At 69.3% G+C, this 18,555-nt stretch carries 17 protein-coding genes; 6 read left to right on the forward strand and 11 right to left on the reverse strand.

Features of this window, described 5'->3' with window-relative positions:
- Nucleotides 1-8 precede the first annotated feature (8 nt).
- A complete protein-coding gene (locus tag ACIWQI_RS03735; RefSeq protein ID WP_396655762.1) occupies nt 9-833 on the forward strand; it encodes an enoyl-CoA hydratase/isomerase family protein in 825 nt (274 codons plus the stop codon).
- Here ACIWQI_RS03735 and ACIWQI_RS03740 read toward each other — a convergent pair.
- The 9 genes from ACIWQI_RS03740 to ACIWQI_RS03780 are packed head-to-tail and all read right to left on the reverse strand — an operon-like array spanning nt 818 to nt 10,676.
- The gene (locus ACIWQI_RS03740) at nt 818-1,693 is read right to left on the reverse strand and encodes an enoyl-CoA hydratase-related protein (RefSeq protein ID WP_396655763.1); all 876 of its coding nucleotides are present in this window, start codon (nt 1,691-1,693) and stop codon (nt 818-820) included. The two genes, ACIWQI_RS03735 and ACIWQI_RS03740, sit on opposite strands and share 16 nt — an antisense overlap.
- Nucleotides 1,694-1,709: 16 nt before the next feature.
- A complete protein-coding gene (locus ACIWQI_RS03745; RefSeq protein ID WP_396655764.1) occupies nt 1,710-3,332 on the reverse strand; it encodes an AMP-binding protein in 1,623 nt (540 codons plus the stop codon).
- A 22-nt stretch (nt 3,333-3,354) separates the two neighbouring features.
- Entirely contained in the window at nt 3,355-4,509 is a 1,155-nt protein-coding gene (locus ACIWQI_RS03750) for an acyl-CoA dehydrogenase family protein (protein ID WP_396655765.1), read from the reverse strand.
- Nucleotides 4,509-5,522, reverse strand: a complete 1,014-nt coding sequence (locus ACIWQI_RS03755; protein WP_396655766.1) for an acyl-CoA dehydrogenase family protein — start codon at nt 5,520-5,522, stop codon at nt 4,509-4,511. Before ACIWQI_RS03755 ends, ACIWQI_RS03750 begins: the two co-directional genes overlap by 1 nt.
- A gap of 18 nt (nt 5,523-5,540) precedes the next feature.
- Complete coding sequence (locus tag ACIWQI_RS03760) at nt 5,541-6,509, reverse strand: TIGR03619 family F420-dependent LLM class oxidoreductase (protein ID WP_396655767.1); 969 nt, start codon at nt 6,507-6,509, stop codon at nt 5,541-5,543.
- Nucleotides 6,510-6,538: 29 nt separating this feature from the next.
- Nucleotides 6,539-7,216: a PaaI family thioesterase gene (locus ACIWQI_RS03765; RefSeq protein ID WP_396655768.1), complete on the reverse strand. Its 678-nt coding sequence runs from the start codon at nt 7,214-7,216 to the stop codon at nt 6,539-6,541.
- The gene (locus ACIWQI_RS03770) at nt 7,203-7,940 is read right to left on the reverse strand and encodes an ABC transporter ATP-binding protein (RefSeq protein WP_396655769.1); all 738 of its coding nucleotides are present in this window, start codon (nt 7,938-7,940) and stop codon (nt 7,203-7,205) included. The genes ACIWQI_RS03765 and ACIWQI_RS03770 overlap by 14 nt, the downstream gene beginning before the upstream one ends.
- Nucleotides 7,937-9,808, reverse strand: coding sequence for an ATP-binding cassette domain-containing protein (locus ACIWQI_RS03775; protein WP_396655770.1), 1,872 nt, complete (start codon nt 9,806-9,808; stop codon nt 7,937-7,939). Before ACIWQI_RS03775 ends, ACIWQI_RS03770 begins: the two co-directional genes overlap by 4 nt.
- Nucleotide 9,809: 1 nt before the next feature.
- On the reverse strand, nt 9,810-10,676 hold the full coding sequence (locus tag ACIWQI_RS03780) for a branched-chain amino acid ABC transporter permease (protein WP_396655771.1): 867 nt from the start codon (nt 10,674-10,676) through the stop codon (nt 9,810-9,812).
- A gap of 265 nt (nt 10,677-10,941) precedes the next feature.
- Between ACIWQI_RS03780 and ACIWQI_RS03785 the strand changes: the two genes are divergently transcribed.
- The 3 genes from ACIWQI_RS03785 to ACIWQI_RS03795 all read left to right on the forward strand — a co-directional run bounded on the left by ACIWQI_RS03785 (nt 10,942) and on the right by ACIWQI_RS03795 (nt 13,939).
- The gene (locus tag ACIWQI_RS03785) at nt 10,942-12,138 is read left to right on the forward strand and encodes an ABC transporter substrate-binding protein (RefSeq protein ID WP_396655772.1); all 1,197 of its coding nucleotides are present in this window, start codon (nt 10,942-10,944) and stop codon (nt 12,136-12,138) included.
- Nucleotides 12,139-12,183: 45 nt separating this feature from the next.
- Nucleotides 12,184-13,386, forward strand: coding sequence for an ABC transporter substrate-binding protein (locus ACIWQI_RS03790; protein WP_396655773.1), 1,203 nt, complete (start codon nt 12,184-12,186; stop codon nt 13,384-13,386).
- Nucleotides 13,387-13,495: 109 nt separating this feature from the next.
- Nucleotides 13,496-13,939, forward strand: coding sequence for a pyridoxamine 5'-phosphate oxidase family protein (locus ACIWQI_RS03795; protein WP_396655774.1), 444 nt, complete (start codon nt 13,496-13,498; stop codon nt 13,937-13,939).
- Nucleotides 13,940-13,999: 60 nt separating this feature from the next.
- On the opposite strand, the gene ACIWQI_RS03800 is transcribed toward ACIWQI_RS03795, so the two are convergent.
- Entirely contained in the window at nt 14,000-15,079 is a 1,080-nt protein-coding gene (locus tag ACIWQI_RS03800) for a Rieske 2Fe-2S domain-containing protein (protein WP_396655775.1), read from the reverse strand.
- A gap of 156 nt (nt 15,080-15,235) precedes the next feature.
- On the opposite strand from ACIWQI_RS03800, the gene ACIWQI_RS03805 reads away from it, so the two are divergent.
- Nucleotides 15,236-16,159 (forward strand): hypothetical protein, encoded by a 924-nt coding sequence (locus ACIWQI_RS03805; RefSeq protein ID WP_396655776.1) that lies wholly within the window; start codon nt 15,236-15,238, stop codon nt 16,157-16,159.
- 9 nt (nt 16,160-16,168) lie between these two features.
- Nucleotides 16,169-16,960, forward strand: a complete 792-nt coding sequence (locus tag ACIWQI_RS03810) for an enoyl-CoA hydratase/isomerase family protein (RefSeq protein WP_396655777.1) — start codon at nt 16,169-16,171, stop codon at nt 16,958-16,960.
- 54 nt (nt 16,961-17,014) lie between these two features.
- Here the strand turns inward: ACIWQI_RS03810 and ACIWQI_RS03815 are convergent, their stop codons facing one another.
- Nucleotides 17,015-18,478 (reverse strand): glutamate-cysteine ligase family protein, encoded by a 1,464-nt coding sequence (locus ACIWQI_RS03815; protein WP_396655778.1) that lies wholly within the window; start codon nt 18,476-18,478, stop codon nt 17,015-17,017.
- Nucleotides 18,479-18,555: the final 77 nt, after the last annotated feature.

An 18,555-nucleotide genomic window follows, 5' to 3' on the forward strand; every position in this document is an offset into this window, starting at 1 on the left:
GACGCAGGGTGGCGACCGAGGACCTGTACGTCACGATCGACGGGCACCTGGCCGAGATCGTTCTCAACCGCCCCGACAAGCTCAATGCGATCACCGAGGAGATGCTCCTCGCACTGGAGCAAGCGGTCGACCGCCTCGAGTCGATGCCCGCGATCCGCGTGCTGATCGTTCGCGGGGAAGGCGACGCGTTCTCGGCCGGCGCCGACCTCGCGGCCGCAGCCGGGCGGATCCGCGACACCTCCCTCGTCAGACCTCACGCCGAGATCTGGCGACGCTCGCTTCGCCGGCTCGCCGAATCGCCCATTCCCTCGATCGCCGCCGTGCACGGTGTCGCAGTCGCCGGCGGTCTCGAGGTCGTCCTGGCGTGCGACCTCGCCGTGCTCGCCCGCGGAGCGCGGTTCGGCGACGGTCACTCGGTGTGGGGCCTGTCGCCATCAGGAGGCGCCACCCAGCGGCTTCCGCGTCTCGTGGGCGAACGGCGCGCCGCCTGGATGCTCTTCAGCGGCGAGCCGCTCACTGCGGAGGAAGCGCTGGCCGCGGGCCTGGTCAATGTCGTCGCCGAGCCCGACGAGCTGCTCGCCACAGCCCGGCGGATGGCCGCGGTGCTCGCATCGCGCAGCCCCGCATCCATCGCGTCCATGAAGCGCGCCATGCGGCGAGGAATGGATGCGCCGACGCTGGACGAGGGGCTCGCGATCGAGCTCGACGTGCTGGACGAGCACCTCGCCAGCGACGACTTCCGCATCGGCGCGGCCGCCTTCGGCGCGCGTACGACGCCGCAGTTCGTCGGTCGGGCGGTTCCGGCCTCCCCCTCGGATCACGCCGGCGGCTGACCCTCCTCGTCGATCGCGGTGAACGCCGGTTCCTGGAACGGGAACCACGCGGGAAGATCGCGGCTGGGCGCCATCGACCACGTCGCGGGCCGTTTCTCGAGGAACGCCCGGACCCCCTCGACAGCGTCCGGCGCCGAGCCGGTGTGCCGGATGGCAGCCGAGTCGACGATGTGCGCCTCCATGGGGTGTGCCGCCCCCGCCATCCGCCACATCATCTGCCTGGTGAGAGCGGCCGAGACGGGAGCGACGTTGGTCGAGATCTCCCGGGCGATGGCTCTCGCCGCCGCCAGAAGCTCCGCCGGCGGATGGACGCCGGACACGAGCCCGCCGGCCAGCGCCTGCTCCGCCGTGAGGAGGCGGGCCGTCAGCGACCACTCGAGGGCCCGGGGAAGTCCCACGATCCGGGGCAGGAACCAGCTCGCAGCGCCGTCCGGGACGACCCCGCGGGCACCGAACACGAATCCCACCTTGGCGGAGTCGGCGAGCAGGCGGATGTCCATCGGCAGCACGAACGATGCGCCGAAGCCGACTGCCGGACCGTTGATCGCCGCGATGACGGGCTTCAGCGAGCGGAAGACCCGCAGCGTGACCTCTCCGCCCAGATCACGCCCGCTGCTCTCATAGTCGGCACCGGAGGCGTCGAAGGGGGATCCCGCGCTGTCGAGATCGGCTCCTGCACAGAAGGCGCGGCCGCTTCCGGTGACGATCACGGCGCGGACGTCGTCGTCGGCATCCGTCCGGTCGAACAGGTCGATGATGCGGGTGAGCATCCCCACGTTCGCCGCGTTCAGCTTCTCCGGCCGATTCAGGGTGATCGTCGCGATGCCGTCTTCGATCTCGAACAGGACATCGTCGCTCACCCCGATCGTGCCCGCCTCATGCCCGGGCCGCACTCGGTTCCAGAAGCTCTCTCGCCGCCGCATAGTCCGGCTTGCCGTTCGGTCCGCGCGGCACGGTCTCCACGAACGAGACCCGCCGCGGTGCCTTGTAGCCCGCGATCCGGCCCTTGACGTGCGCGACGACCTCGTCCGCGCTGATCCGCGCCCCGGGTTCCCGGCTGACGATGGCCGCCACCGACTGTCCCCACTCGGGATCGGGGATGCCGAACACCAGCACGTCCGAGATCTCGGGGTGGTCGAGGATGACGCCCTCGACCTCCTCGGTGAAGATCTTCTCGCCACCGGAGTTGATGCAGAGCGAATCGCGCCCCATGAGCTGGATCGAGCCGTCTTCGAGGACGATCGCGTTGTCGCCGGGGATCGACGTGCGTTCTCCGTCGACGAGGGGGAAGGTCCGCGCGCTCTTGTCGGGATCCTTGTAGTAGCCCTGCGGCAGCCGGCCGGTGATGACGAGCTTTCCGACGGCGGCCGAACCCGGCGCGACCGGCGCTCCGTCCTCGCCCAGGACCCGGACGGATGCGCCGGGCATGAACCGCCCGGTGGGCGGGATGTTCCCCTTCGTGGCGACCGACCACCCCATGCCGAAGCCCTCGGACGAGGAGAAGCCGTCGAGGATCGATGCCTCGGGCCACATCTCGAGCAGTGCGGCCTTGCTGGCCTCGCTGAGCATTCCGCCCGACGAGAGCACGTTGCGCACGGAGGTGCTGTCCCACCGGGTCAGATCGCGCTCGCGGGCCGTGATGACGCGCCGCGCGAAGATCTCCCCCGCGATGGTGACGCTGCCGACCCGGTACTCGTCGATCGCGTCCAGCAGCTCCTCGGGATCGAGGCTCGACGCGACCATCGAGATCACCGAACCGCCCTTGTGCATCGCCATCGTGGCGCCGAACCAGCCACTGCCGTGCATCATCGGACTGCAGGAGATGTGCGAGGGACCCGGGCCGGTGACGGAGCGCCGGATGCTCGCCTCCAGGTCGTCGAGATCGTAGAGGTTCCCCGTGACCTCGTTGATCTGCCGGACCATGTCGATGACACGCCACATCACGCCCTTCGGCATGCCGGTGGTCCCCCCGGTGTACAGCAGGAAGAGGTCGTCGCCGGATCTGCCCCATGGCGAGCGCACGGAATCGTCGGACGCGCGTGCGGCCTCCTCATAGGGGATCGCCCACTCCGGACAGGGCTGGCTCCCGTCGTCCACGTGGATGTACTGCCGCACCCGCCCGAGCTCAGCCCGCAGTTCGCCCATGACGTCGGTGAACTCGCCTCCGAACACCACCGATGTGACGTCGGCGTTCTCGAAGAGGTACTTCAGCTCTTCGCTGCGGTACCGATAGTTCGTGTTGATGGCGGGGATGCCGAGCTTCAGCGCGGCATGCTGGACCTCCATGTACTCGGGCGAGTTCCGCAGGTACAGCGCGACGCGGTCGTCGCGGCTGGCCTGCGGATCGAGCAGCGTCCGCGCGATGCCGTTGGCGCGGCGCTCGAAGTCGGCCCAGGTGAACCGCCGGTCGCCCTGCGCATGCGCCAGCGCATCGGGTATGACCTCCGCGATGGTCTCCCAGACGGTAGCCAGGCTTCCGTCGAACTTCTTCGTTGTCATCAGCCGTCCTTTCTCGTGCATGTCATCGATTGCGGGGGCGCGGCAGGGCCAGGCGCTGCTGCGCGATGACGGTCTTGAGCACCTCCGATGTGCCGCCGTAGATCGTCGCGATCTGGGACTCGCGGTAGAGGTGCTGCATCTCCGCGGCGGCCGTCGCGCCGACCGTTCCTATGTCGACGAGGCCGTCGGCGCCGGTCGCCTCGAGCAGAGACCTCGAGGCATCCTGCAGCGCCTCGGTGCCGAACACCTTCGCGATCGTTCCCTCGACGGCTCCCGCGCCGGGCGCCGCGCGCGACCATGATGCGTACGCGCCGAGCAGCCGAGCGACACGCGTCTGAGCCTGCGCACGTCCCAGCCGGGCGAGGAATCGCGGGTCGGCATCTCGCCCCGCGGCGCGGCCCCATCCGATCGCCGCGTTCACCAGGCGACGCAGCTGCGCGGCGAACTCTCCGCCGCGCTCGAACGCGAGTGCCACGTTGACGATCTCCCAGCCCCGGCCCCGCTCTCCGATCCGGGCGGAGTCGTCGATCCGGATGTCGGCGTAGTGGGTGACATTGGTGCGCTGACCGCTCAGGGTGAACAGGCCCGACGCCTCGAAGCCGGGCGCGTCGGTCGGCACGAGGAACAGCGTGAGCCCCGCATGCTTGGGCAGATCGGGCTCGGTGCGGGCGAGCAGGAAGATGTGGTCGGCCTCGCTGCCCATCGTCGTGAAGATCTTCTGGCCGTTGATGATCCACCCGTCGCCGTCCGGCACGGCTTTGGTCTGCACCGATGCCAGATCCGACCCGGAGCCGGGCTCGGAGTAGCCGAGCGCGAAGAGCACTTCGCCTCGGGTCACCGCCGGAAGCATGCGCTCCTTCATCTCGGGGCTGCCCTCGCGGCGGATCGCCTCGCCGATGATCTGCGTGATGATCCAGCCTTCCACGGGCGCTCCGGCCGCGGCGAGCTCTTCGTACACGACATCACTGTGCGAGCGCGGCCAGCCCCGGCCGCCCTCTTCCACGGGCCAGTGGGCGCCGATCCATCCTTTCCCCGCGAGTGCACGATGGAACTCCGCGTCGTGGTAGTTCCCGCTCTCCCGCACCCGGGCGACGACATCCGCGGTGAGGTGCTGCCCGACGAAGGCGCGCGCCTCTGCGCGGAGGTCCTCCACCTGCGGGTCCGTGCCGAAATCCATCAGATCTCTCCTGCCATCGTCGCGGCGCCGACCGCTGTCCAGATGTCGTCGTGCTCGCCGCCCTGCAGCTGGATCGCCTTCGCGCGGCGCAGATAGAGCTGCGCATCGTAGTCGAGGGTGTAGCCGTATCCGCCGTGCACGTGCAGGCACCTCTCCGCCGCCCGCGTCGCGGCTTCCGCCGCGAACGCGTACGCCGCCGCGGCGAGCGGCTCCCAGCCGCTCGACCCCTGGTCGGCGCGCCACGCGGTCTCACGGACGAAGTGACGCGCGCCCTCCGCCTCCAGCAGGACTTCGGCGAGAGAGTGCTGCAGCGCCTGGAACGAGCCGATGGGCACACCGAACTGCTCGCGGACCTTCGCGTACTCCACCGCGATCTCGAGCGCCCGCTGTGCGATGCCGACGCTCTGCGCACCGGCTCCGATCCGCCACCACGCGAGGCCCCGCTCCCACGCCTGACGCGCCGACTCTCCGGTGGCCAGCACGGTGCGCTCGACGCCGTCGCCCTGCACCCGCCAGGTGGCCGCGCCCTGGAAGCCGATGTCCTGCACCGGAGCGGGCTGCGCATCCCGCACGAGGAGGAGCTCGTCACCGTCGAGCACGATGAGCGCCGCCGCGACGGCGCCCCCTGCGACAACCGGTGCCACGCCGCGGTCCGCCGGCCGCGGCGTGAACACGGCGATCCGATCCGGCGCGGATCCGTCCACGTCCGACGCGGCGGGACCGGTCTCCCGCAGCACCTCCCGTGCCGCAGCGAAGCCGACGAAGGGCACGCACGCGAGATGTCTTCCGAGCAGTTCGGCCGTCAGCGCGAGCTCGACAGCGCGGCCCTGCTCGGCGTCCGGGTCCGCGCCGACGAAGTCGGGCGCGCCGACCTGCACGAGAGACTCCCACACCGCAGCATCCCACCCGCTCGATTCGACGGCCCGCACCCGCTCGATCGAGGACACTTTCGACAGCACCTGATCGAACGCAGCGACCACGTCCTGCTGCTCCTCCGCGAGTGCAAAGTCCACACCGACTCCTCTGTTTTTTCAACCAACCAGTTGGTTACTGGTGCAATCTATCGCACGATCACGCCCCGTCGCACGGTCGAAGGCGGTGACGAGGTCCTGCAGCATCGCCCGCGCGCCTTCGTAGTCGTGCGGGACCCGCAGCAGCGTCCGGAAGTCCGTGATCCCCGCCTCCAGCAGCCGGGGAACGTCTGCGAACAGCGCCGCGCCGTCGACCCGGCCGTCGTCGGTGAACCGGTTGGGGAGCGCATATGCGATCTGGATGCCTGCCGGATCGCCGCCTTCGGCAGCGACGAGTTCGCGCATCTGGGCGACGGCGTCCAGGAAGCGGTCCGGCTCGGTCCCCCACGGGATCCAGCCGCTGCCGTATCGCGCGATCCGGCGGGCGACGACCGGGCGCGCACTGCCGCCGATCCAGAGCGGAACGCCCTCCGCGCGGACGGGTTTGGGCATCATGTGCACGTCCTCGAACTGGACGAACCGGCCCTCGAAGCGGGCGACCGGCGCGGTCCACAGCTCCCGACACGCCGCGAGCTGTTCGTCGAAGAGTGCCCCACGGCGACGGAAGTCGAGTCCGAGCGCCTCGTACTCCGCTCGCTGCCAGCCGATGCCGACACCCAGCTCGAAGCGCCCGTGCGACATCACATCGAGGGTGGCGGCCATCTTCGCAAGCAGCACCGGGGGGCGAAGCGGGGCCACGAGCACATTCGTGCCGACGAGCACGCGATCGGTCACCGCAAGCATCGCCGAGACGACCGTGAGCGCCTCGAGCCACTCGCCGTCCGGCCCGGTCGGCTGAACCCCGCCGACCCGGCCGCCGCGCTCCGGATCGCCGTAGTCGTCCAAGGAGCTGCCGAACACCAGGTGATCGCTCACGAAGACGCGATCCACACCGGCATCCTCCGCGGCCCGCGCCTGATCGAGCAGGTGACGCCAGTCGTCGGACCCGGTCCGTGAGTAGTTGCGCAGACCGATGGTGAGCTGTGCCACGCGGTCGACCCCCCTTGCTGCGTGCGCCCTCACCGCTGATCGGGTCGCAGTTCGATGAACAGTGCCGTGGCCTCCGCACAGAGGCGGTCGCCGTCCCGCAGCCAGCCGCGGATCGTGCGCTTGCGGCCCTCGTGCGCGACGAGTCTCGCCCGCACCTCGAGGTCGGTCTCCAGCGGCGTCAGGCTGCGGAAGTCGACCGTCAGCGACACGGTGCGCGAGCGCTCCGGAACGGCGAGATCGGACGTGCGTCCCATCGCATCGTCGAACATCAGCGCGATCGCACCGCCGTGCGTCACGCCGCCGTTTCCGCTGTGGAACCGGCCGAAGCGAGTCCGGCCGATCAGCTCGCCGTCCGTGTAGTCCTCCACCCACAGGGGCGGGCTGAACGTCTGTCCCCGCGTGGGCTCGGCCAGGTGTCGTCCGAACAGCTGGCGCTCGGCGGCCACCTCGCTCCCCGCCAGGATCTGCTGTGCCCTGGTCATCAGCTCCGCCGCCTCGGCCACCGCCTCCGCCGACGGAATCGTCCCGGCGACGGTGTCCTGCAGCTGCGCCAGCGCCTCGACCATCCGTTTCCAGCCGGCCGGCGTCTCGCGTTCGGCCGATTGCGACCATTCCCGCCAGTGGGGAGCGAGGATCTGCACATCGAGGTTGGCTGCCGCTTGCGACTGGGCGCCGCCGGGATGCGGCCGGGACTCAGAGACCGGCATAGATGCCCTTCGCCACCTGGTCGACGGTGAGGTTCTTCGCGGCGTCGCGAAGGGTGAAGCGGCCGCGCTCCATGACGATGACTTCGTCGGCGATCCCCCCGAGGACCTGCTCCACCAGCTGCTCGACCAGCAGGATCGCGATCCCGTCGTCGCGGAGCGATTCGAGGGTCTCGAAGACGAGGTCGACGAACACCGGCGCCAGGCCTGAGGACGGCTCGTCCACCAGCAGGACCACGGGTTTCGAGGCGAGCGCGCTGGCGATGGCGAGCAGCTGCTGCTGGCCGCCGGACAGCGCCGCCGCCGGTTGACCGCGCTTCTCGCCGAGGATGGGGAAGCGCTCGTAGAGCGCGTTCAGCTCGCCCTCGAAAGCGGATCGGCGCGCACCCCCCGCGCGCAGTCCGAGCACGAGGTTCTCACGGACGGTCAGCTCGCGGAACACGCGCTTCCCCTCCTGGACGACACCCAGCCCCCGCGCCGCGCGATGGTAGGCGGGGACGGTGGTGATGTCGTCGCCCTTCAGGCGCACGGTGCCGGCACGCAGCGGCAGCAGACCGCAGACACCGGAGATGAGCGTGGTCTTCCCGGCGCCGTTGCGCCCGACGAGGGCCGTCACGCTCCCGGGCCGCAACTCGAGGGATGCGTCCCACACGGCCACCAGGTCGCCGTACGCGACACTGACCTGATCGATCGAGAAGATGGGTTCGTCGCGGTTGTCGTCCGTCATGGCCTCGCTCCGATCTCGCCCGCCTCCGCCGCGTCCACCGCGTCGTCGGCATCCTGATGGTCACGCCCGCTTCGACCCAGGTAGCTGTCGATCACGCGCTGATTCCGGCTGACCGCGTCGGGAGGGCCGGCAGCGATGACACGACCGAGCTCCATCGCGTACACCTGGTCGGCCGTGGACATCACGAACGGCACATTGTGCTCCACGAGCACGACGGTCCCGCCGGCATCCCGCGTCCGCCGCATCAGCAGCTCGAGCTCGCGCAGTCCGTCGTCGTCGAGACCGGCGGCCGGCTCGTCGAGCAGGAGGACGGAGGGCTCGCCGGCCACGGCGCGCACGACCTCCAGGAGCCGGCGTGTGCCGAGCGGGAGCGACTGGGCGTCCTCGTTGGCCAGATGAGTGAGCCCGCCGAACGACAGGGCGGCCAGGGCGGCCTCGCGGTCGTTCCGCTCGGTCCGGAAGAACCGTGGCAGCCGCAGCATCGCCGACACGAGTCCGAGGCCCCCGTACCGCAGGCGTCCGGTCTGCGCCACCTCGAGGACGGTCATCGACTTGGGGATGAGGGGCGTCTGGAAGGTCCGCCCCACCCCCATCCGCGCCACCGTGCTCGCGCTGAGTCCGACGAGCTCCCGCCCGTTGAGCTGAATGCTGCCGGCGTCCGGCCGCAGCACGCCGGAGATCGCGTTGAGCAGCGTGGTCTTGCCCGCGCCGTTCGCTCCGATGATGGCGGTGATGGTGCCGGGCTCGACGGCCAGGTCCACGCCGGCGAGCGCCTTGACTCCGGCGAACGACTTGGTCACGCCCGTCATCTCGAGACGCTGACCCGGGATCTTCAGCTCCGCCTGCTCGGCTTCGCGGCGCAGCTCGTCGAGCGCCTCCACCTTCTCGGCGCTGCTGGCGCCGCCCATGATGCGGCGATCGAGGCGGCGGATGATCCTGCGTGCGATGCCTGCCAGGCCCGAGGAGAACAGCACGCCCACGAGGACCAGGAAGACACCGTACACGGCGACGGAGTAGCGCTCGAAGGCGGCCGCCTGCAGCGGGCCGAGGACGATGATGGCCGCACCGATCGGCGCACCCCAGACGCTGTTGGCGCCGCCGAGCACGGTCGCCGCGAGGATCGCGATCGTGAGCATCATCGTGAACGACTCGGGGCTGATAAAGCCGGCCATGTACGTGTAGAACACACCCGCGACCCCGGCCGGAAGCGCGCCGATCACGTAGGCGCGGATGCGGACGCCGTATGCGGGCGCGCCCATGGACTCGGTGAGCGTGGGACTGGTCGACAGGACCTTCAGGGTCGCGCCGAAGCGGGACACGATCATGTTCCGCATCAGGATGAGCCATATGAACGTGACGATGATCACGAGCACGTAGAAGGAGACACCCATCAGCGGATTGCCGAACAGCGTCGGGCCGATGATGCCGGGCAGTCCCGCGCTGCCACCCGTCACGGGCGCGAAGATCGCCACGACGCTCGGAATCAGCAGGACCAGGAAGAACGACACGAGCGCGAGCGACCAGTGGCTCAGGCGCAGGCCGGGTATGCCGGTGATCAGACCGAGCACGGCGGCCACGAGCACGGACGCGACGATCGCGATCAGGATGTCGCGCACCCCGGCGTTGTACAGGATCGCGGTGACATAGGCGCCGCCGGCGAAGACCGCGACCTGCCCGAGCGCGAGTTCCCCGCCGTACCCGAAGCTCAGGTTCAGGCCGCTCGCGGCGAGCGCGTAGACGGCGATGAGCATCACCTGGCGCTGCCAGTAGAAGTCCAGGCCGAACATCGGCAGCAGCAGGATCAGGATGAATGCGATGACGGCGACGATCGGGAGGGTCGTCGAGCGACGCCAGATGGTCCGGAACATGTCACACCTCCCTGACCGCACGGCGCCCGAGCAGGCCGCTCGGAATGAACAGCAGAACAAGAAGCAGGACGACGAACAGCAGCAGCGGCGGGAACTCGACGCCGAGGTAGCGCGCGCCGAAGGACTGGATCAAACCGATCGCGAAGCCGCCGATGAGGGCGCCGATGAAGCTGCCGAACCCACCGAGCGCGAGCGCGACGAAGCCGAAGACGGTGAGCGTGATCAGCACGGCCACGCTGGCTCCGGTCTTCGGCACCACGATCGGTCCGAGCAGCCCCGCGATCCCGCCGGCCAGCGCGAACGAAGCCGTGCGCAGCGCCGAGATGTTGATTCCGCGCACCCGGGCGTTGTCGGGGTCCCCGGTCGCCGCACGCGCCGAGACGCCCCACAGGCTGCGCCGGGCGAAGAAGTGGAACCCGACGCCGACGACGATCGCGACGACGATGAGCCAGAGGTCCACGGGGCTGACCCGGCCGCCGAGGAAGTCGAATGCCTCCTGCCCGCCGAAGAACGGGACCGCATGCGGTTCGTGCCCCCACGTCGCCAGGAGCACGCCCTCGATGATCACGAGGGCGCCGACCGTCGTGACGAGCAGGGCGTGCGAGTCCAGGTGGCGCATCACGGGCCGGATGGCGATGCGCTCCTCGAGGACCGCCACGACCGCGCACAGCACGGCGCCGAGAAGCGCCGCCAGCCACCAGGGCCAGCCGAGCTCGATCATGAAGAACCACGAGAAGAATCCCGCGAGGACCACGAGCGCGCCGTGCGCGAAGTTGAACGTCCCCCCGAAGGTCAGGGTGATGTTGTAGCCGATGGCGATGAGGGCGTAGACGGCCCCTACCGCCAGACCGGCCCATACGACGGTCATCTGCTGTTCCTCTCGTCGTTGAGGTTCGCCGGTCGGGCTGTGCCGGCTCCATGGAGACGGTATGCCAACCGAACTCGCAAATCAATTAAAACATTAGAAGTCTTCGGATCGGAGGTCCAGTCCGCGCGGCGTGATGGATACCGGCTAACGGTTCGGACACGTTTTCCCGTGAAGCTGCGCGGCATGCCTTGACAGCGCGGGCGCAATCCGGATACTTGAGCTAATCACGTAAATCTATATGAAGTTTAAAAGAGGAGCTCCGACGATGAGGTTGGCCCGTTCTGCGTTCGTCGCCGCACTCGGCGCCGCAGCCCTCCTGCTCGCCTCGTGCGCGGGACAGTCGGCTCCGACCCCCGCGGACTCTCCTGCGGACGAGGGCCCGCTCGTCATCGACAGCTTTCTGGCCTTGAGCGGACCGGCCGCGCCCGCCGGCGAGGCGATGGAGATCGGCAACCGCGCTGCGATCGCCGTCCTGAACGACGAAGGCGGCGTTCTCGGCCACCCCGTCGAACTCCATGTCCACGACAGCGCGGGGAGCCCCGACCAGCTGGCGGCGAAGCTGCAGGAGCTGCTGTCCTCCGGCACGCCGAGCGCGGTGCTGCCCGGCACGGCGGCAGAGATCCCCGCGGGCATCCCGATCCTCGCGAACGCCGGAGTGTTCACGTCCCACCACTGGTCGGATGCTGCGCACAACGATCCGGAAAAGTATCCCTACCTGTTCGGCAACTTCATCACCGTGCCCGATTACGTCGACGCCTTCGTCCAGGAGTTGCGCGACGAGGGACACGCGAGCGTCGGCGTCGTCAACTCGGATGATTCGTCGGGCCAGGTGTTCCAGGAGGTGGCTCGCGACGCGCTTGAGCGGGCGGGCATCGACGCGACATTCGCCGCGGTTCCACCGACCGCCGTCGATGCAACGGCGCAGCTGCAGCAGGTCCTGGCCGACGACCCTGATGCGCTGGTCTTCGCGGGCTACTATCCGGCGGCCGGCGCCGTCATCGCGGCGCGCGCGAAGCTCGGCGTCGACATCCCCACCATCGGCGCGCAGACGTTCGGAGCGAACAACTTCAGCGCTCTCCCGGAAGCGGACCTGGACGGCATCGTCTTCCAGCATCTCGCCGTGAACGTCGCGAACACTCCACAGACCGAGTCCGCCGCATTCAAGAAGTTCTACGACGCGGTCGTGGCGGAGGCCGGGGGATCACTCCCCTTCCCCGTGAACACGTACCTGGTCGCGTACAACGACGTCATGCTCGCCGCATACGCCGCCGAACTGGCGGGAAGCCTCGACCCCGCCGAGATGGCGGCGGCGATCGAGGGGGCGTCCGCCGCGGACATGCCGAACTACGTGATGCCGGTCGGCTTCTCCGAGACGAATCACTTCCCCGGCGTCACCCCCGACGACTTCGTCACGGTGCCCTATGCGCCCGTCGAGAACGGCATGGTCGTCCCGCAATCGTGATCACCCCATGAACCCTCACCCGAAAACACAGCGAAGGAGCTCGAAATGAAGTTCAAACTCAGCGTCGGAGTCGCGGCGCTCGCCGTCGGCGCTCTCCTCATGAGCGGATGCGCCGGTGGTTCGACGCCGTCCGGACCGACGGATGGCCCGGAGGATTCCGACCTCGGTCCTCTCGTCATCGACAGCTTCCAGGCGCTCAGCGGTCCGGTCGCCCCCGTGGGCGAGGCGATGTCGATCGGCAACCGCGCCGCCGTGAACGTCATCAACGAGCAGGGCGGCGTGTTCGGCAAGCCGATCGAGCTCGTCATCGAGGACAGCGCAGGCAGCGCCGACCAGCTGGCCGCGAAGCTGCAGGAGCTGCTCGCCTCGAAGGTGCCGCACGCGGTGCTTCCGGGAAGCGCGTCGGAGATCCCTGCAGGCATCCCGATCCTCGCGAACGCCGGAGTGTTCACCTCGCACCACTTCACCGCCGACACGTTCAACGACCCGGCGCAGTTCCCCCTCGTCTTCGGGAACGCCCACACGATCCCCGACTACGTGGCGAGCTTCACCGCGAAGCTGGTGGCGGACGGGCACAAGACCGTGGGCGTGGTGAACTCGGACGACGCGTCCGGGCAGGCGTTCCAGGCCGTCGCCAAGCCGGCTCTCGAGGACGCGGGCATCGAGGCGACGTTCTCCGCAGTCGCTCCGACCGCCGTCGATGCGACCCCGCAGATCCAGCAGGTTCTCGCGAACGATCCCGATGCGCTCGTCTTCGCCGGTTACTTCCCGGGCGCCATCGCGATGCTCAACGCTCGCGCCAAGCTCGGAGTGGACGTCCCGACGATCGCGGCGCAGACGTTCGGGGCGAACGACTTCAGCTCGGTCGCGCCCGCGGAGCTCGAAGGAATCGAGTTCCAGTACCTGGCGGCCAACGTCAAGGGCACCGAGGCGACATCGACAGAGGGCTTCGATATCTTCTACGACGCCGTGCTCGAGGAGGCCGGGGGCTCGCTGCCCTTCCCGATCAACACCTACATGGTCTCGTACAACGACGTGATCCTCGTCGCCTACGCGGCGTCCCTGGCCAACTCCCTCGATCCCGAGAAGATGGTCGAGGCCTTGGAGAACGCGAAGCCCGAGGACATGCCGCTGTACGTCATGCCGGTCGGATTCTCCGCGGAGAACCACTACCCGCTGGTCACCGAGGAGGACTTCGTGTTCATCCCGTACTCGCCGACCGAGAACGGGCTCGTGATCGCGCCCTGACCAGGCTCGGCCCCGCGGACCGGCCGGGCAGCACCGCACGTGCTGTCCGGTCGGTCCGCACTGACGTGAGACCGGCGCCGAGGACGCCTGAACGAGAAGGAGATCGCACGTGGGAATCAGCCTCGATGCCCGGGAGCGCGCCGCAATGCTCGGCACGCACGGAGAGGCCGTGCTGGCGACGACCGACCGCACCGGGACCGCTGTCCCGCTGCCCGTGTGGTACGTCATGGCAGACGGTGCCCCGCACGTGCGCACGCCCCGGTCGTCCAAGCGCGTCGGGCACATCTCGCGGAATCCGCGGGTGTCGCTGCTCGTGCACGGCGGGAAGGCGTGGCGGGAGCTGCGCGGGATCCTGCTCCGCGCTCGGGCCACGATCATCGACGAAGAGCCCGAGGTCGCACGGATCTCGGACATCCTCGATGAGCGCTTCGCGGACCTTCTTCCCCCGCCGCTGCCGGGGGCCGTCGCACGCAGGTACGCCGAGACCGTCATCCTTCGTCTGGATGCGATCGGAGAGCCCATGAGCTGGGACAACCGCAAGCTCCGACTCTGACCCGCAGGACGAAGGATGCCGGCGCCCCGATCGGGCCGCCGGCATCCTTCTCTCGTCGGATCAGACCGGGTTGTGGTCGTAGACCGGGACGGTCCACTCGCCCGGCTTGCGCAGATCGCCCTCGAGGCGTTCTCCGGCCCGGTACGGCTTGTCGAAGTAGAACTGCTTCGACCAGCGGCGGAAGCGCGAGTAGTAGATCTCCTCGCCGCCTGCGTACGGGGGGTGCTCGACGTACTTCTGGTTCTCCCAGATGGCGAAATCCCGGCGGATCTGGGCGTCCTGGAAGCGCAGCATCTGCTCCGCCCGGCCGGACGGCGGATCGTCGATGGCGCTGCCGGGCTCGCGGGAGACGGCCATCGTGCAGAAGATCTGCGAGTGCTCCTTGTCGACGGGGGTCGTGGCCGTCATCTGAGCGGTGATGAAGTCATCGATGTGGAAGCGGGCCAGGGACAGTCCCAGCCCCCAGGCCTCGGTCTCCGTCTCGCCGTCGACGGGCCCGTCCGGCGTGAGCCACGTCTCCGCCTTGCCGTAGCCGAACCAGTAGCCCATCCGGGTGTGCAGGTAGTGCTCCTGCTCCTCCCACAGTCGTGGGCGACCGGGCTGCCCTGCGCCGTGCACGAGCGGGAAGTGGAAGTAGTCCGGCGTGTTCTCGATCGGCATCTGGGTGATGATCTTGCGCACGCCGACGTGGTCGGCGCCATACGGGTAGATCGGATAGAAGTTCTCCTGGTCGCCGAACTCGGGGATCCCGGGATACTCCCAGAAGGGCTCGCGCCCGTAACCGTCGTACCACACCAGGAGCAGGCCCTGGACCTCGGCGGTGTGCCAACGGTCCAGCGAGACGCGACGCTTCGCCTGCGGCGCGTAGGGGATCTCCTCCAACGCCCCGTCCGCGCGCCACAGCCAGCCGTGGAACGGGCACTCGATGCAGTCGTTCTTCACCCGGCCGCCATGGCCAAGATGCGCGCCCAGGTGGGGGCAGTAGGCATCGAGAAGCGAGACCTCACCGCTCTCGGTGCGGAACAGGACGAGATCCTGATCGAAGAACTTGACCGGGCGCACGTCGCCGGGCGCCAGTTCTGCGGAGAATCCGATCTGATACCACCCGGTCGGGAAAACGTCGTACGGCCAATCCTTCATGGCGTGTCTCCGAAACGTGATTGTAATCAACTGGTTAGTTGGTATCATGAAGCACGATCGGCGCATAAGTCAAACCCTGACGCTCGTCGTTCGCCCACAACGTTCGTCGCCGCCGGCGCACGAGCCGCGATCGTGATTCCCTGAAGAGGAGCTGCCGTGGACACCACCGCCGATGCGCAGAACCAGAGCGAGTGGGCAGACCTGGCTGTCATGGACGAGGACTCCGGGGCCGTGCTGGTGCTCGCCGCGCGTCGCCGCCGCGGACGGCTCGCGCTGCAGCGCCTCATGGTCTTCCTCGCCGATGGCGTCACGCTCTGGTACAACGCCGACCTCGGCGCCGCGGACCACACGCCGGAGCTCAGCTGGGCAGCGACCGGGCGGACCCACCGCGTGCGCCTGTTCGCGCACACAGCTGAGGACCTGGAGCCGGCCGAACACCTCGTGAGCGATCCCGGTCCTGTCTCCTTCAGAGTCCCGGTGACGCTGGATCTGACGCTGTCGCCGCTCTCCCTGCCGGTCCCCCGTCAGCGTCGCTTCCCGGACGGCGGCCTGACCGGTTCCCAGACCTACCGGGCGCGGGCATCCCTCGCCGCCGGCAGCGTGATCTACGACGTGCGTGGCCATGCATGGGTGAGCCACACCCGGTTCTCCGACCGGAGCACGGAGAAGGGTGCCCGGCTGCAGGCGGCGTTCCAAGACGGGTCCTCGATGCTGGCGGCCGCCCCGAATGCGCCGGGAGAGCCCGGACCGGGAGCGCTGCAGCAGGCGACCGACACGGCGCCGGTGCACGTCAACACCTTCCGCATCAGCGGTCCGGCACGACGGATCCCGATGCGTGTGATCTGCCAGCTCGACGCGGAGCGCGGCGGCACGATTCTCGGGGGCTATCGGAGCTTGGACCAGCACATCGCGTTCGTCGAGCCCCGACCCGAATCCGACGGCTGGCTGCGACGCGCCTACACGCCGTACGACTTCGCACGATCAGGCGTGACCGGCTTCGGCATCCTCGAACAGGTGACACCGGTATCGACGCCCGACTCCCCCGCAGTCGTGGGCACCGGCATCCCCGAGACGTTCTGAGGCTGACCCATGACGACGGATTCGACGGAGCCGGTGCGCACCCGCACGGAAGGCAGCACCCTGGTCGTCACGCTCGATCGACCGCATCGCGCGAACGCCCTGACCGAGCCGATGATGCGCGAGCTGCGCGAGCTGTGGGCGCGAGTCGCCGCCGACCGCATGCTGCGGTCCGTCGTGATCACCGGCGCCGGCAAGGCGTTCTGCGCCGGCGCGGATGTCGCCATGCTCGCTGAGCCGCGCAGCGACGTCGGTGCGACGGCCGCCGAGGAGCTGAGCTTCCTCCCGGGGCCGCATCTCGGCATTCCCGTGATCGCCGCGGTGAACGGGGTCTGCGCCGGCGGCGGCCTGCACTTCGTGGCGGACGCCGACATCTGCATCGCCGCCGAAGCGGCCAGGTTCGTCGACCCTCACGTGACCGTCGGCCAGGTGAGCGGGCTCGAGCCGATCGAACTGATGCTGCGGATGCGCCGCGATCGTGCGGTGCGCATGGCATTGCTGGGCAGCAGCGAGGTCCTCGACGCGCAGACCGCGCTGGCCGCGGGCCTGGTGTCCGAGGTCGTGGCAGACGAAGACCTCCTCCCGGCTGCGCTCGAGCTCGGCGCGCGGATCGCGGCCGGGTCGCCGGAGGCGATCCGCGCGACGAGGGAGGTCATCAGGACGTTCGAGGCAGATCTGCTGCGCCGCCACCTCGACGCGGGCTGGCGCCGAGTCCAGGAGCACTGGTCGCATCCCGATGCCGCGGAGGGTCCTCAAGCCTTCGCGGAACGGCGCCCACCGTCGTGGACCCCACTCGGACAGTGACCCGACGAGGCCTCGCCCCACCGGCTCACGACGCGGCCGGGCTGCCGGCGCCGGTCACTCCCACGTGTGGACGGGCTCGTTGGTGTGCATCGCCGCGCGGTACTCGAGCAGAGTCGCCCGCAGCGCGTCGTAGCGGTCGAGGTCGGCGCGCCGGTGCATCCGCTGCACGAACCAGCTCGCCCCGGTCACGCCGGTCAGGCACCTGCCCTCGATGACGCCGAGCAGCCGATCCCGCTCGGCGGCGCCGACGCCCCACGCCTCGAGCCCCTGATGGGCCAGCGGCAGCAGCCGCCGCAGCACCAGCTCGGTCGCCGGCACCTGCCCGACGCCCGGCCAGAACAGCTGCGCGTCCACGCCGTCCCGGGCAGCGGTGTGGAAGTTCTCCTCGGCGGCGCTGAACGAAAGCTGCGACCACAGCGGTCGCTGGCTCTCGGCGATCGCGCGCACGAGCCCGAAATAGAACGCCGCGTTCGCCATGATGTCCACGACGGTCGGCCCCGCCGCCAGCAGACGGTTCTCGACCCGCAGATGCGGCACGCCGCCTGCGATGTCGTAGATCGGACGATTCCAGCGGTAGATCGTGCCGTTGTGCAGCCGCAGTTCGGCAAGCGACGGGATGTCGCCGGCATCGAGCTCCGCCATCGGGTCGTCGTCGTGGACGATCGGCAGGAGCGCGGGGAAGTACCGCACGTTCTCTTCGAACAGATCGAAGACCGAGGTGATCCAGCGCTCCCCGAACCACACCCGGGGCCGTACGCCCTGCGCCTTCAGCTCCTCGCTGCGCGTGTCGGTCGCCTGCTCGAACAGCGGGATCCGCGTCTCCCGCCACAGTTCCCGCCCCAGCAGATACGGCGAGTTCGCCGACACCGCCAACTGCACTCCCGCGATCGCCTGCGACGCGTTCCAGTAGGCGGCGAACATGTCGGGCGACGTCTGAACGTGCAGCTGCGTGCTCGTGCAGGCCGCCTCCGGAAGGATCGAGTCCGCGGTGGTGGTAAGGCGCTCGGGTCCGTCGATGGCGATGGAGATGTCCTCGCCGCGCGCGTCGAGGATCTGCTCGCTCAGCAGCCGATAGCGCGGGTTGGCGCTGATGCTGTCGGGCCGCAGGTGCCCGTCGGCGAGCGTCGGCAGGATGCCGATCATCACGAGGTGCGCGCCCACGGTCGACGACCGCTCCTCGGCGTTGTTGAGGCTGCGTCGCAGGCCTTGCTCGAACGTCGTCAGCCCACCCTCGCGCAGACGCGTGGGCGGGACGTTGATCTCGATGTTGAACTGCCCCAACTCGGTCTGGAATGCCGCGTCCGCGATCGCCTCGAGCGCCTCGGCGTTGCGCAGCGCCGGATCGCCCGCCTCGTCGACGAGGTTCAGCTCGACCTCCAGACCCGTGAGCGGGTCATCCGTGTCGAAGTGCGCCTCGCGCAGCATCCGAGCGAACACGTCGAGGTTGCGCCGGATCTTCTCGCGATGACGTGTCCGATCGGCGCGCGCGAACTCCTGGGCCGGGACGTCCTCCCCCATGACGGCACTGTAACGGCACGCCCGCCCGCAGGGGAACGGGTCCCGGTCGGTTTCTTCCGTCCGGACCCCGTTCCCAG

This window comes from Microbacterium sp. (assembly GCF_044508325.1).
GTDB lineage: Bacteria > Actinomycetota > Actinomycetes > Actinomycetales > Microbacteriaceae > Microbacterium.

Coding starts and splice junctions, on each gene's coding strand:
- ACIWQI_RS03815 (WP_396655778.1), bottom strand. CDS start 18,478: ATGGGGGAGGACGTCCCGGCCCAGGAGTTCGCGCGCGCCGATCGGACA.
- ACIWQI_RS03775 (WP_396655770.1), bottom strand. CDS start 9,808: ATGTTCCGGACCATCTGGCGTCGCTCGACGACCCTCCCGATCGTCGCC.
- ACIWQI_RS03800 (WP_396655775.1), bottom strand. CDS start 15,079: ATGAAGGATTGGCCGTACGACGTTTTCCCGACCGGGTGGTATCAGATC.
- ACIWQI_RS03790 (WP_396655773.1), top strand. CDS start 12,184: ATGAAGTTCAAACTCAGCGTCGGAGTCGCGGCGCTCGCCGTCGGCGCT.
- ACIWQI_RS03770 (WP_396655769.1), bottom strand. CDS start 7,940: ATGACGGACGACAACCGCGACGAACCCATCTTCTCGATCGATCAGGTC.
- ACIWQI_RS03750 (WP_396655765.1), bottom strand. CDS start 4,509: ATGGATTTCGGCACGGACCCGCAGGTGGAGGACCTCCGCGCAGAGGCG.
- ACIWQI_RS03785 (WP_396655772.1), top strand. CDS start 10,942: ATGAGGTTGGCCCGTTCTGCGTTCGTCGCCGCACTCGGCGCCGCAGCC.
- ACIWQI_RS03745 (WP_396655764.1), bottom strand. CDS start 3,332: ATGACAACGAAGAAGTTCGACGGAAGCCTGGCTACCGTCTGGGAGACC.
- ACIWQI_RS03780 (WP_396655771.1), bottom strand. CDS start 10,676: ATGACCGTCGTATGGGCCGGTCTGGCGGTAGGGGCCGTCTACGCCCTC.
- ACIWQI_RS03765 (WP_396655768.1), bottom strand. CDS start 7,216: ATGCCGGTCTCTGAGTCCCGGCCGCATCCCGGCGGCGCCCAGTCGCAA.
- ACIWQI_RS03810 (WP_396655777.1), top strand. CDS start 16,169: ATGACGACGGATTCGACGGAGCCGGTGCGCACCCGCACGGAAGGCAGC.